The following is a 14,079-nucleotide window of genomic DNA, read 5'->3' on the forward strand; positions in this document are numbered from 1 at the left end:
CTTGTTTCTCAGCCAAAAATCACGGGGATATTGTTGATTTGCACCAGCGGTAACTGCTGGCCGTCGACGGAGCCAAACAGGGTCAGGGCGAAGGACATCCTGGCCGCCGTTGAGGGCTGCAGCGCGGCGTGCTGATACCACTGCCAGACTTCTGCCGCAATCTGGTCGGCAAGGGGCTGCGGTGACGTATTATTTATTTCCAGCGCGTTAAGCATCAGCACCGGGGACTCCACCAGAAGATCCGAGCCGGGACGCAGTGGCCAGGCGTAATTCACCTGCAAATTAATCACCGGATCGATGCCCAAATTACCCACTTTGGTTAGCGGCGTGATGATCTGCTGGATCATCTGCTGCAGGACATCGAGGCTAATTGCCCCAACGTGAACCGCTGGCAGGCTATCCCGTTCAATCAGAGGAATCATTACGTCGGGGAAGCGCAGCGTATCGGTTTGATAGATGAATAAAGTGTTCGTTTGTTCGTCACTCACCAGTTCGTCGTTGCGAACGCTCCAGGCGGAGAACTGGATGCTCTGGCAGCTAAGAATAGCCAGCGGTTCCCAGCGCAGCACCGTGGTGGTGAAATCCGGTCGTTGTTTTAGCGTGTAGCTGATTTGCCACCATTCACCCTGTCTTGTGGCTTTGCTACGGTCTGGTGCCCACTGGACATTCCCCGTCAGTTGCAACGTGGGCCAGATAGCCGGGTTCTGCCCGCCGTTATCCGTGCGGCCACGGAGCTGCAGCGTTTTGCCGCTGAAACTGAGGCAGAAGTGATCGATTTCGCGCACATCAGCCATCAGGGACATAGGCTGATGCCAGTTAGTCGGCCAGCTTGTGGCAATGCCGCAGGTCAACGTGCAGAACTCCTGCAGAATCGCGTCGGCATCCGGGGCGGGAGAATCTGAGCTACTGGACGACTGCAACAGGCTTTCCAGCTTTGGTGCCAGGGCCGGCCAGGCCTCGGTAAAATGCGCCAGCGCGGCGAAAAGACCATCCAGGATTGGGCCGGTTTGCTGATGGTGGTTCAGCTTCAGCGGCTGCCGGGCCAGCACGTTACGTTCGACGTCAAAATAAAAATCATCCTGATCCTGCAGATCCAGCGAAAGCTGAGTCTGATAACACCACTGCAACGCCTGGGCGATTTCATCAGCCAGTGAACCAGGGCTGCCGGCGGGGGAATGCATCGCGACGCCCAGACCCTGCTGTGAAGCTAATACCGGCAAGGGGGGCTCAAACGGCAGCGGAATCGGGATCACAACGTTGTTTGCAGGCGAGGTGAGATCGGTGATCGGCATCGTCAGCGGTGAGGTGTCCGGGAGCACGAATTTAAGCCAGGCGCTGGGGATGTAGCCTTGCTGCTCTTCACTCACGGCAAAATCGTGCTGCAGGTAGCTGACCTGGTATTCCAGCGGGAGCGAAATAAAGGATTGATCGCCCGGTTTCGCCACCGTCAGCAGGCTGGTGGCCCATTGTGTGCCGGAAGCCAGGTCCAGCGTCACTGGCGTAAACTGATACAGATTGTTGCTATTGCCTGCCTGGAGCGGTGAACCTGACGCGGGCTGTTGCAGAATGCCGTACAGCTGCGGGGCTTTCTGGGGGCTGGTGTCATCGGCGATTCCATTAACCTCAACCTCGGCTGGGAACTGGACAATCGTCGACACAGTGTAAGCACTCGACAGGTTTTCCAGCAGCGCCTGCTCCAGCCTCTTCTGCGCGGCATTAACATCGCCGCCGTGGTCGATATCTTTTTGCAGCACCGACACCAGCCCGAAAGGAATCGATTTTGCCAGCAACTGCCTGGCATGCATCAGTTGGTTGTAACTGTCAGCATCAAGCCTGGCAATCGCCACGCCCATCTGTGGAGACATCACGGTATCGAAGGCGTTGAAGAAGCTTTTTGCCCATGCATCCATATCGACGTCGTTGTACTGAACGCCGTCCACGAGGCTGTTACGTGGGCTGGTATTCAGAGGGCGCAGCGCAAAATAGCGTGGATCGTTGGCGAATTGCGCGGTGAATCCGAGGCTGCTGGCGAAGCGGACCGACCACAGATCCTGGGAGGCATCACCGCTATCACCGACCTGGGCCCCGGCGCGCTGCGCCAGTTTGAGCTGGCCTCCCTTACCGTCAATGTTGCAGAAAGCCTGCTCGAAACTGCGGGCAAAAGGCGTGATATTTCCGCCATCATGCTGTGGGCTGGCCTCTGGCGAAAGCTGTGCCAGTAGCGGGTAGATAACCTCAATGGTCTGCGGCAGCTTTTGCGAGACGTTGCTGTCGACGCGAGCGGGATCGCGCCAGGCGCGGGCGCTGACGCCAATCGCCACGATATCGTGTTGCTGCTGAGCCAGCAGGGTAAACGGAATGGTGAAATCCAGCGACCACTGCATTTCGCCGTCGGGAGAATAATGTGCCGGGCTGCCTGTCGCCTGGGCATTTATATAGTCCAGAATCTGTTGCGCTGCCGTCAGCAAAGGACTTTGTAAATCACCCGGTATCGCCCCCTGAATCAGACTGCAGGTCAGGGCATATTGGGTTCCATCGTCCGTCAACTGCTGGCAAATGCGGCGGTATTTATCCCCCATTCTGCGCCACTGTTCGCGAGGGTCACTGCCTTGAGATGCCGCGCTGTCAACGATATCCGGGTTAAAGGCCAGCTGGATTTGCAGACAGGCGCTTTGTGCGGTGCCCGGCACAAAGAAGAAAGTGCTCTGCAGCCCAGGCCATTCTCCCAGCGCAATCAGCGGGTCGCTGTAGAGCGGCGTAAAGCTGTCGCTGTGCCCTTCGGTCAGCGGGTTGCCATACATATCACACAGACGGAATGCCAGATTCACCGTCTGGCCGATAAGCGCATAAGGGTTTGTGCCTGGAAGCCCGCTGAACGGCAGAAGTGGCACCTGCTGTTGAAGCTGCCATGTGGCCGCTGGCGAAGTGGTTTCGCCGTTTTCCGTCGGGCCAACCGGCAGGCTCCACACCGAACCACGCCACTGCGGGCTGGCTTCAGTAATACGGTACTGCATCAAATGGTAAAGATGATGCACCGGGATTGTTGCCGTCGGAGATGTATCGCCAGCCGGTGTCCAGCTGGCGGTAAAGCCAATATTTCCAGGTGCAAGCGTGGATTGCCAGACATACAGCGGCGTTCCGGCACTGTCATATGCCCGGCAGTTCAGGGCGGCGAGATCGTGCTGGGCCGTTATCCAGAGGCTGTTGTGGTATGACGCCAGCACCAGCGTCCCGGCAGGCTGGGTGTCAAAATCAACGACGATCATAAAATCGGCAGTGCCGGCGGAAGTACCGTCCACGGCCTGCTGGTTTGGATCATTAGGGGAACTGTTTGACGCCGCGGTATCTGCGAACAGCGAATCCGGTAATCCCTGACCATCTGTAGTCTGGTAATAAAGGTAATAACCCGGCGCCCGTACGACGCTCAGTTCCCAGACGAGCTGCAGGAAATTCTCTACATCACTCAGGCGTGCGGTATCGCTGTCGGGGGTAAAAGTAGCCCGCATCATCGTATGCATCTGGCTAACCTGCGCGACCTGATTCAGGGTCGACAGGTTCATTTTCGCCAGCAGGACATCCGGCGAAAGCGTGTCTGATACCCATTCAGATTTACCCGGTGGCAGGTAAAGCAGACGCAGTGATGCATTGGAAAGATCGGCGTTTTGCAGCGCCTGATAGATAAGCTCGCGGGTTGTTTCATCGGTGCCGTTCAGTTGATAGATCGGCGCTGTCTTTGCATGGTCTGGTGATGCAGGCGAACCTGGCGTTTTGCCCCGGGGCGTGGCCACCTGTGTCAGCGACAGGCGGATTTGCAGCGAGGCAAATGCATTGATTGGCGCATCGTCCGTGTCAGCATCATAACTGCTGGCTTCAGGCACCAGGCGTAGGGAGTCACCGGCCAGCGTTTGCAGGCGGTTAAGCAGCGGCTGCGGGAAAATAAACAGCGTGCGCAGCGCGTCCGGGCTTTGCCAGGCCAGGCTGTTTTTCAACTGATACCCGAGCGGAGCCGCGATAGCGCCGGGCAAGGGCTGAATCAGCAGTGTACCGGGGGCGACCGGCGCAGGTGACGCAGGTGTGGCGTCAAAAATCCAGTGAGGATCGGGGTTATTCGGTAACGTTGCTGGCACCGTGAACTGAGTGGTGGCGTTCTGTGGGCTTCCGTTGCCAAAACGCAGCCAGTCGACCTCGAGGCCGGGGGTAAAACTGAGCGTGGCCTGCGCATCCTGTGGGCTGCCGCTGACGGCAAACTGTTGCCCGGAAAGCACATACAGCGAAGAGGTTGGCAGGCTGGTGATATTTTCTGGCGTGACGACTGGCGGAATGTGCGACGGATCGGGCAGTTGCAGGCCGGACATCAAATAGCGTGAGCCAAACCCGGCGATGCTCCAGTACGCCAGCTTGTCGAGCAGTTCGCTGAGTTCCTTTGTCGGATTATCTGTGAGCCAGGCGAGATCCTGCGCATCCTGAGCGATTAGCGGATTTTGCGCATCCATACCGGCCAATGTCGCACGCTTGGCCCAGCGGCGGAGTGCGGTCTCCTGCTGCTTCTCGTACTGCTTTGCATCCTCAATCAGGGTCGAGAGGGTGTAGCGCGCGATCATCAGGAAATAGTCGCCGAACAAATAGCTGGCCATACTTGGGCCGTCGGGCGGGGTATCGGAGGCCCGCAGGCTGGCCTTCTGTTTGCCGTCCGGGAGGGCCGGCCCTACCAGGCCGACATTATCAAAATAGATTTTTACCGCATCCGTGTAGTTATTTGGGGTCAGATTGAAGCGGGAGAAATCAATGTCTATGCCGCTGGCCTGCAGATGTAATGCGTCAAACATTGGCAGCATTGCCGCCGTATCAAAGGGCACTTTTCCGGCATCCAGCCCGCGGACGATGAAACGCAGACGAGAGGCAAAAAAGGCGTTCAGTTTGTCAAGGAACCCCTTTCTGCCGCCGAACACTGGGCCAGGCTGGGCGCTGCCGTTGCCGAGCATATCGGCCACCTGCTGCAGCGTGGCTGACAGCGGTTGATCTCCGCCGCTATCCGGCGCGAAAGTCAGCAGCCATTTCACCAGGCGAATGATCATCTCTTCGTAACCGCTGGCGGTCGCTGGTGAAGCCAGCGGTGGCTGGCCTGGCGAAGGGCAATCCATCACCAGCGTGGCAATCAGATTGACGGCGGGCGGCTGTGTCTCCTGCCACACAACCGTAGGCTGTAAAACAAAAATCACCTCAAGCTCAACCTGCGTGGCGTCATCGGTCTGCCAGCGCATCCAGGGTGCCGGTGCGGCACGAAAACGCGGAGGTTCGCGCACGTCGTGCAGCGGGCGAAGCGTATCGAACAGTTGGGAACGCTGCAGCGCGGCCAGCGATTTGGCGCGTGAGAACAGCGCCTGCCATTCCTGCGAATCGTTTGATAATGGACTTAGTCCTGGCGCAAGAGGGCCGTTGAGCGAGGCCGGTGTCCCTTTACCGATATGAAACGTGTGGTGGACGGTGGTGTGGAATGAAAGATGGATAGTAAAGAACACCACTTTCAGCGACACGCTGACTCTTACCGAAGCGGCAATCGGGATTATCGTCTGATAACCGCATTCAAAGGCAACGCCAGCGCTGACGCTGAAACTGACCAGTACAGAGGCTTTGATGATAGCCAAATCGACACAGCCCTGCAGCACGACGGAAATTGACGCGCTGCCGGCGAACCAGTAGTGATCCGGCTTATTGGCTATCGAGCTCCCGCTGGCTTTCCACGCCAGCAGGCCCTGGAAACTGGCGGAGAGATTGACCTCCAGACTGGCGCTGAGAGGCCCGGCATTAATACTGATCCCGGCCGTGACCGCGACGCCGATACCAAATTCAAGGATGGGGTTGTAGTTGACGCTCGGCAGCGCGCCGGGGTTATCGCCACTGCGTAATTTGGCAAAGTAGAACCCCGCCCAGCCGGTAAGAATATCGAAAGAAACGCCGATAGCGTTATTCGGCGTGACCGGCCAGCCGACGTTAATGCGGAAGTCGCCATTGGTATAAATCCAGGCGGAAAAACCGGGCAGGATGAGAATAAACCCTTCCAGCGGAATCCGTCTCATGCCGTAAGGCAGGCTCAGCGCGCCGTAGTAGACCCCCAGATTAGGCCCCAGTTTTTGGTAGAGGATTTCAAACAGCAGGCCGCTGAAAAACGACGGTGGGCTGGTCATCGGAATGCTGATTTCGAGACCATACATCGCCGGATCGTTAAACAGCATCCGCAGACGCAGCTCGCGCAGCCGCATATCCGCCGCGATAAACCAATCGCGATCCGGTTTGTAAAATGTTTTTGCCAGCTCGGTAATAATGGTTTCGGGATCGCTGCCCACCAGTTGCGTTTCCAGCTGATTAAAAATGATCTCCATCGGGTTGCCGCTGGCAGGAAGTTTCACCGTAGGGCCAACTCGCTGGCCAATCCCAAGGTAGTTCAACTCGAATGAAGAGAGAGAGTTCTGGGCGGGCAGCGGGAAGGGGAAATTCACCAGCTGTTCTTTGCTTTTTTCTGGCGTCGGGCTGCCCGTTGCGAGCAGTGTATTACCGCTGCTGACCGTGGTTTTGATGCGTGCTTTTACCGTCAAGCCGTCGCCTGCGCCGTCGTAGCCGATCATCAGGCCGAGAATCGTAATATCCGGCTCGATAGTGATGTCAAAAGGCCCGGCGTTATAGTGCGTTCCGAGGCGCAATTCTTCTGCAAGCGTGAGCTGTAAAAACGAGCTTGTATTGCCAGTGCTACGATCTGGCGTGACCCACAGCGAGGGAATAATCCCCACGTCCATTATCTTCTGCCATGGTCCGGGGGGGATCTCTGGCAGGCCCGTTCCAATCACTGTTTTCAACTGGCTACTGAACAGATCCCAGATATCATTCAGGGAGATAGGCTCGGCGGTACTAAGCGAAAACGAGACTGGCCCGCCAGCCACCCGCAGGGCGACGTCCATAGGCACCTTAAAGGCGCTCCCTGTAATTTTTAGAATGATATCAGTCATGATCGGCCCATCAGTGAGTGGATGTGGGGATTAGATTCTCTGCAAGTCAGAACGACCAAACCTCGGCTTACGGGCTGGTCGGCACAGTTTCTACTGAACCGATTTCCACGCCGATGGTCTCCAGGCTCAACACATTCAGGATGTTGATCGGGGTCTGTGGCGTCATGGTGACGCCAAAGCGGTACTCACCGCTGGCGGTATTGACCGACAGTACGGTTATCGTGATGGCGGCAGCCAGAATTCCGTTTAGCGCATCTTTGATGTTTTTGATGACCAGCGGTGAGTCCGGGAGCTTGTTGATCATATCTCCCAGATCCTTCGAGGTCAGCGGCACGCCAAAGGTGTCTTTTAGCCAGTCGAGAAAGTTATTGATACTGCCCAGCGTCACCGGCTGCGCGAGCTGGAAGTTAATCCCTTTCTTGACGTTATCGATATCCTGGCTGCTGATCGCCACCGACTGCCCATTGATAAGAAAGGAGCTGCTGATCGCTACCGTAATAGGATTTGTGGGAGGAGAGCCCACCACCGCCAATCTAGTCATCTTGCGTTCCTCTTGTGATTGAAGGGGTACTGCCGGTTGTATCGGACTGGCGAATGACAATCCGAATCTGAGTCACGGTAAAACGGCTGCCTGAAAGCGGCTGCCAGTCGCCCTCGACGTCAATGCTTTGCGGTAGCGGCGCGTCATCGGGCAATTTATTGACCGCTTTTTGCCACAGGGCGACCACCGAACGGCTCCAGCCCGCCAGCGGCAACAGCGGTAAAGCGAGGCCGTATTTCTGGTTTAACCAACTCATCACGTCGTTGACGACGTGGGGTGTTAACTTCATCGCTGCCTCCTTCCTTCCGCTTATGGGCTTTTTTTCTGCGGCTGTGCGCTGAGAAACCAGGCCAGATTATTGGTATTGGTTGCGACTTTTTGCCCCGGCGTTACGGCCCCGGCGAACACCAGAAAATCAATCAGCACGCCAGGTGGGAAGCGATAGCCAAAGACGCTGAGCTGAATGTTATTGAACAAAAAGGCGTACACCGTCTGCTGTTTATCCTTGAGATCCACCTTCAACAGATTCGCTGCGCCAAAAGTAGTCTTCAGGATCCCTTCGAGTTCGAAACCGCCTGCGCCTGCCGAAAGCTGCGGGAGTTGAACAAACAACGCTGCCGCGTCGTTATCCGGTACCGTCGAGGAAGGCCCCCAGCCAAGGATCACCTTGGCGTTAAGCCGGGCGTTGGCCCCTAACGCTCCCAATGAACCGAGCTGCATGTCATATTCCAGGCCATAGCGTGCGGAGCTGGTGGCGTAGGAAACCGGCAGGGCAGCGGCGGGTTGTGGTGGCTCGGGGGACGAGGGCGGCGGTAATGCGCCAGCAGCGGGCAGATGTCCTTCCAGTTGCAGAATATTGACGGTTGTCGCCCCCAGACTGCTGGCGTTGAGCGGCTTGCCGTCGGCAGCGCTCAGGAAGCGGGAAAACTTCAGCGGGATGCTGTAAAGCAGACTGTCGGGGCGGATAGCCTCATTTTTAGGCTGCGCCTTCAGCGTGCTCATATCCAGGGTGACTTTTTTACTGTCGGGAATACAGTTGCCGTCAGCATCGAGCGTGAATTCAATGTGGGTTGTCAGGCCTGAAATAGGCAGGCCTGTGTTCTCCAGCCCGTAGGAAAAAAGATCCAGTTCACCGCTGATGGGAAAGGGGGTGGCGTTGAACCACAATTGCCCGCCGAGTACGAACTGAGCTTTGACGTTGGTCCCTATATTCGGACTGCCGCCCGGCGTGCTGCTCACCGGCACCAGTGAGGCATTGTCAAACCGGGTCGTTTTCACCACGTGGGTGGCATCTTCACTGGCAGGGACGATGTCGTAGATAAAGCCCTTATCACTGGTAAACACCACCCTGCCGACGCCGTCACTGGTGGTTTGGTATTTCCCTTTAATACTCAGCGTATTAGGGTTGTTTGCTGTCGCAGGCGAGGCGTGAGGGCGCAGGGCAACATTGCGGCTGAACAGTTGGTTGAGCGTCAAACCTACGGTGGTATTGAATTGCGCTACCGCCGAGTGGCTAAACACGACAATTAATGTTTCCACCTCATAGTCAACGGCTTCCTGCTGCACCGCAGGGCTGGGAGGTGAGCTGTTTCCGTCATAAAAAATCACGCCGAACAGCGATGATTTTTTGATATCCAGTTGGGCAGGGGATGCGCGGTGATCGAACATATTGCCCTGGATGCCAACATGGTGGGCTCGCAGACCCCCGTTGATACCGCCGAGCAGCATTTGCAGGTCTGGGGGCATCCCGTTGCCATTGATGGCCGCATTGAAAAACAACACGCCGGTCCAGGTACTGTCATTCACGATGCGGTTGAAGTTTTCGAACGGATTGTCTGGCGCGTGAGCCTGGCTGCGGGCGAAGTCGATGGCTTTTATCAACGAGTCTGACACTTTAGCGGGGTCAGTGTTGTAACGCTGCGCCCCGGTCCACAGCGTGTGTTGTTGGCACAGCTCTGCCAGCGTGGCGGTGGTGTTGAATTTAAACACCATAATTGTTTGTTGCTCAGAGGCGTTGGGATCCTCTACGCCAAACGCCATGTTGAACTGGAAGCCGCCGAGCCAGGTCGCGCTGTCAAAAGCCCAGTCATCGCCCGGCACGGTGACGACATAAAAGAGCTGATTTTGCGTCAGGGTCAATGCCAGGTCGGTTGGTACGTGTGCCGGTGAACCTTTTGATGAAAAACGCAGGAAGCTCTGTGGCTCTGGCGGGCTGGCGGCAGGGTGAGCTTCCTCCATGGACAGCGTCAGGCTGCGCCAGCCGCCCTGTTCGTCGATATCAAATAATAAGCTCTGCGGAGTGGTGGCGCTGCGTAATCCTGGGTCGGCTTCGGTTGCGTTTTGCGGCATGAAAATCGGCCCGGCAGACTGTTCCGTTAACATGGCGTGACGCACGGCCCCGATAACGGTCGCCTCAAAACGCGTAAGATCGGTTCCGCTCCCGGCCAGACTTGCATCAAGCCCGCCATAGGGAACCCAGGGAAATAGCGCGCTGGTGGTGAATGTTTCCAGCAAGACATCAATGGCTATTGGAAACGCGGCCCCGGCAATGTCACCGAAAAAAGGGGCGGAAGCTGGCTGGCCGTAATATCGCGCCTCTGCAGGCAGGGAATACCACTGCGCCCACGAGGTCGTATAGGTCGCGTCGAGAATATCCCTGGCATCATGGGCGAGAGCATCCGGCGTTAGCTGGAGCGTAAAAGCACCCGCTCGGGCAGGCTGATCGGCGACAAAACGCAGGATGTCGCCGCCGCTAATGCGAAAATATTCACGGGTAAACAGCCCGGGCATGACCTGTAACGCGCTGGTGGCTGCCGGGGACTGAAGTCGCGTAACCCGGTAATCACCGACCGGAGAAAGATAGAGTTCTCCGGGGGAAGGGGGGGATGAAACAACGGGGCGCCAGGAGAATGCAAACCCAGCCCCGACGGTATCTGGGGCGGGCGTCCCCGAGGCCCACGGGTCGACAGGCTGTAACCGCAGCGTAGCCCCGTCGTTGGCGTAGAAGTAATCAGATTTCAGCTGAGAGGCCTGGTTTTGCCAGCTGATTTTGCCGATCCGCCCCGTGGTGTCGAGCTGAAAGCGCGTGGCGCTGGTCTGGCGTGGCAGCAGCGGATTAAGCCAGATCTCAAACGCGCAGTAACTTCCAGGCTGGAATGGCGTGGGGTCGTAGAGTGGATAGGCGAGCGTCTTATTCAACTGCGTGCCGGGCACGTAATGAAAATCCCCGCCGAAGTTGCTCAGCAACTGTGGGATGTTTAAGCCCACGGAGAAATTAAAGCCGCCGGCCGCAGGGCCATCCAGCCAGATGTTAACCAACCAGCCTTCGCTGCGGTAGCCGAGCGTCTGGGGAACCTGATAATACTGCAGGCCAATCAGATCGATATCGCTGGGGTCGCTGGTGCTCAACTGCAGCGACGGATAGCCGTTCTCGACGATCAAGGCTAACGGTAATCCGCTCTGCATCGTCAGCGATAAGCCTGACCAATTGAACAGCGGTTCGTTAGTGACAACATCGAATTGCCCCACTTTTTGTGAGCAAATGCAGGGCAGCGTGGCTGTGATATAGTCCTGGCGGGCCAGCCAGACGATATTGTGCGCCACGACAGATGAATCTGACAGTGGAGGAAACCCCTTTCGTGCGGCACGAATAAAGGCGGGGGCCTGCTGCGGGCTAATGGCCTGCGGGGTGAAAAAATACCAGCCTGAAATCGAGTCCCAGGTGCTTTGCAAGGTCACCTCCGGGGCGCTTGCCGCTGCCGTTTTCTTTTTTCGTGTTTTTGCAAGCGAGCTGCCGCTGGTGGCCGTCAAAAAATAAACCCACAGCGGGCTGCCGCTGGTGTCTGACGATCCCGGGGCAGCAATTAAATAAAGTCCGGGATATATTTCAGGTAAGGGACTGGTGACGCTCGACATAAATGGCAAGCTCCTAAAGTGTTGCTATGTGTAGGAAATAAAATTACGGCAAGCTAATGGCTTTAATATATTGTCCGGCATTACACAGTACCGCGCCGAGATGAGTCGCGTCTTTCCAGAAAAGATATATTTGTATTGAGATGACACTAACGTCTTCTGGAACGTCAATATTCACAGTGCCTGCATATTGCGGGCCGCTGCTTACAGGATACATTGTCAATATATTATTACCCAACCCTAATCCGCCTTTGGGTGGGTTAAGTTGATTGTAAAAAACAGGATAATTAGCAGGGGGCAACGGTATCCATTGAAAACTTCCGCTGGTGTTGGGCAGTTTTATAAAATCACCATTGTTAATGCTGAACATTAACGACACGCTGCTGGTGTTGAATGTATAAACCTTTGCCATGCGCCCCCCTTTTTTATTGCATTCAGGTACTGAGACACTTACGCCTGAATAAATATTATTCAGGCGTTGTGCTTTCGGCGTAAACGATTTATGGCTAACTTTATTTCTGACTGGTTAATTTATTAAAAATAATAATTTAATGCATACACTGAATTTATGAAATATTAGCAGGAGAGACCTGGATAAACTGGCCGCCATTCAGTACCGCGAAAGAGACATCTTTGGCATCTTTCCAGAACAGGTACAACTGCAGTGAACTGACCGTAACATTGGTCGGAATATTTAGGGTGAAATTGGCACTGGAGGCCGGCCCGCTCGTGGAAGGGTAAAGGGTAATGGTGTTTGCGCCGAGGCCTAGCTGGCCGTTGCCAAAGTTGGTGTTATTCACAAATGTAGGCTGAGTTGCAGGGACGCTAGGTACCCAACTGGTACTGTCCGCCGCGTTTACGGACAGGAAACTGCCATTGTTAACGCTTACTGAAATGGCGACACCTGATGCATTGAAAATATATGCGTTTGGCATGAGATAATTACCTTGTTATCAGCGGTTGAGTGTTGACCATGACGCGGGTTTTTGCGCCATAGTTTATATTTACTACAACATGAGAGAGTATATTTAATCAGGCTTAAACTTCACGTTAAACAGGGCGTTTGCCAACCAGGATTAATCCTAAGTGGCCAACATCCATAAAAACTATAAGGGGGAAAATTATTTTTGCAAAATAAATTACAAATCAATTTTTATTTTACTGCCCGCCGAGGGTTGTGTTGGGTTCATGTTATTGTTTTCTGACGGATACTGAATGGCAGAGACGGCATTTAATAACACGCTTGTGGTTGCTTTGGTGATTATTACCGCCTGAAAGGGTTGTCCATCCTGCAGAACAATAGCCGCAACGCTGGTCGCATTTTTCCAAAAAAGATAGAGTTGTATCGAATTTATGGAAATATTTTCGGGGATGGTTATTGTGCAGGTTCCAGCCTCGGCTGGACCGGAAGTAGATGAATACGTTGTTATTATATTGTCACCCAGCTTCAATTGCCCGATGCCAGCCATAGTATTGTTTACAAACGTGGGCGGCGGGACGGCCTGGCCCGCCTGCCATGTAACTTGGGCTGCGGCATTTACTGTAAAAAAACTGCCATTATTAAGACTGACATAAATATCTGACTTGCTAGCATTAAACACTTCCAGCTGCGACATAATGTTGTCTCCTGAATGAGTTAGCGAAAATAAGCAGTTTAATAAGATGATTTCTGCTACGTAATATAATATAGCCACTCAGACTGAAGACAACGTTCGCATTTATAAACATGAAAGTGAATAGCCCGAAGTTTCTTCGTCATAACGTCTGTTCGGAAAGTGAAGGGGGAAACAGGAACGCAGCAACGTTTGCCGGGGAGGAAACGGGGCTGCATTCCCAATTTATGTGTTCAACCCGCTATCTATTTGACGGCTGCATTGCCCCCGTCAGCAAACAGCGCCGAACCCGCTACGAAGCTCGACATATTACTTGCCAGAAACAGCGCCGCGTTGGCTATCTCTTCCGGCTGGGCCAGGCGTTTCATGGCGTGCAGCCCGGCAGCCCAGGCTTTCTGGTCCTCATCACCTGCCATGCGGGTTTCGGTTCCGCCGGGCAATAAGGCATTGGCGCGAATGCCCTGGTCGGCATAATCTGCGGTGAGGCCCTTCACCAGTCCCATCAGCCCGGCCTTAGCCGCCGCATATGCCGCCATCCCCGGCAGCCCTACGCTGGTGCCGACAAAGCTGGAGATAAAAATAAGAGAACCGCCACCTCTTTGCTGCATTAAAGGGATCTGACTCCGGGCGCCGAGATAGCCGGCCGTCAAGTTAACGGCCAGCGTATGCTGCCATTCGTCAGGCGTGATCTCCGCCAGGGGGCGGATTGCCCCGGTTGTACCGGCATTATTGACGGCAATATCAATCCCGCCGAAGGCTTCATCCGCCAGGGCTGCAATAGCGGTATGCGTTTTCTCTTCGCCTGCATCCCCGACAAAAATCCTGACGTCGCTGCCCGTGGCGCGAAGCTCCGCCGCCAGTTCGTCCAGGGGAGCCTGGCTCCTCGCATTCAGAATCAACGCCGCGCCATGTTGGGCAAACAAAACGGCAATCGCCCGGCCGATCCCGGCCGATGCCCCAGTAATAACAGCGACTTTACCGGCAAGTAACTTCATAACGTTCCCCATTTCAT

General features: G+C 55.3%; 8 protein-coding genes. All 8 read right to left on the reverse strand.

Going from position 1 to position 14,079, the window contains the following annotated elements; genetic code table 11:
• Window positions 1–8: 8 nt before the first annotated feature.
• Window positions 9–7,001 (reverse strand): hypothetical protein, encoded by a 6,993-nt coding sequence (locus LH23_RS10640; protein WP_156108023.1) that lies wholly within the window; start codon window positions 6,999–7,001, stop codon window positions 9–11.
• Window positions 7,002–7,068: 67 nt separating this feature from the next.
• Window positions 7,069–7,542, reverse strand: coding sequence for a hypothetical protein (locus LH23_RS10645; RefSeq protein ID WP_039290979.1), 474 nt, complete (start codon window positions 7,540–7,542; stop codon window positions 7,069–7,071).
• On the reverse strand, window positions 7,535–7,831 hold the full coding sequence (locus tag LH23_RS10650) for a hypothetical protein (RefSeq protein WP_039290981.1): 297 nt from the start codon (window positions 7,829–7,831) through the stop codon (window positions 7,535–7,537). The genes LH23_RS10645 and LH23_RS10650 overlap by 8 nt, the downstream gene beginning before the upstream one ends.
• Before the next feature lie 20 nt (window positions 7,832–7,851).
• The gene (locus LH23_RS10655; protein ID WP_156108024.1) at window positions 7,852–11,457 is read right to left on the reverse strand and encodes a hypothetical protein; all 3,606 of its coding nucleotides are present in this window, start codon (window positions 11,455–11,457) and stop codon (window positions 7,852–7,854) included.
• Window positions 11,458–11,500: 43 nt separating this feature from the next.
• Window positions 11,501–11,866 (reverse strand): hypothetical protein, encoded by a 366-nt coding sequence (locus LH23_RS10660; protein WP_039290986.1) that lies wholly within the window; start codon window positions 11,864–11,866, stop codon window positions 11,501–11,503.
• 154 nt (window positions 11,867–12,020) lie between these two features.
• On the reverse strand, window positions 12,021–12,389 hold the full coding sequence (locus LH23_RS10665) for a hypothetical protein (RefSeq protein WP_039290988.1): 369 nt from the start codon (window positions 12,387–12,389) through the stop codon (window positions 12,021–12,023).
• A 204-nt stretch (window positions 12,390–12,593) separates the two neighbouring features.
• Window positions 12,594–13,070 (reverse strand): hypothetical protein, encoded by a 477-nt coding sequence (locus LH23_RS10670; protein ID WP_039290991.1) that lies wholly within the window; start codon window positions 13,068–13,070, stop codon window positions 12,594–12,596.
• Window positions 13,071–13,312: 242 nt separating this feature from the next.
• Complete coding sequence (locus LH23_RS10675) at window positions 13,313–14,062, reverse strand: SDR family oxidoreductase (RefSeq protein ID WP_039290992.1); 750 nt, start codon at window positions 14,060–14,062, stop codon at window positions 13,313–13,315.
• Window positions 14,063–14,079: the final 17 nt, after the last annotated feature.

Source organism: Cedecea neteri (assembly GCF_000758305.1).
Classification (GTDB): domain Bacteria; phylum Pseudomonadota; class Gammaproteobacteria; order Enterobacterales; family Enterobacteriaceae; genus Cedecea; species Cedecea neteri_C.

Coding starts and splice junctions, on each gene's coding strand:
- LH23_RS10640 (WP_156108023.1), bottom strand. CDS start 7,001: ATGACTGATATCATTCTAAAAATTACAGGGAGCGCCTTTAAGGTGCCT.
- LH23_RS10645 (WP_039290979.1), bottom strand. CDS start 7,542: ATGACTAGATTGGCGGTGGTGGGCTCTCCTCCCACAAATCCTATTACG.
- LH23_RS10650 (WP_039290981.1), bottom strand. CDS start 7,831: ATGAAGTTAACACCCCACGTCGTCAACGACGTGATGAGTTGGTTAAAC.
- LH23_RS10655 (WP_156108024.1), bottom strand. CDS start 11,457: ATGTCGAGCGTCACCAGTCCCTTACCTGAAATATATCCCGGACTTTAT.
- LH23_RS10660 (WP_039290986.1), bottom strand. CDS start 11,866: ATGGCAAAGGTTTATACATTCAACACCAGCAGCGTGTCGTTAATGTTC.
- LH23_RS10665 (WP_039290988.1), bottom strand. CDS start 12,389: ATGCCAAACGCATATATTTTCAATGCATCAGGTGTCGCCATTTCAGTA.
- LH23_RS10670 (WP_039290991.1), bottom strand. CDS start 13,070: ATGTCGCAGCTGGAAGTGTTTAATGCTAGCAAGTCAGATATTTATGTC.
- LH23_RS10675 (WP_039290992.1), bottom strand. CDS start 14,062: ATGAAGTTACTTGCCGGTAAAGTCGCTGTTATTACTGGGGCATCGGCC.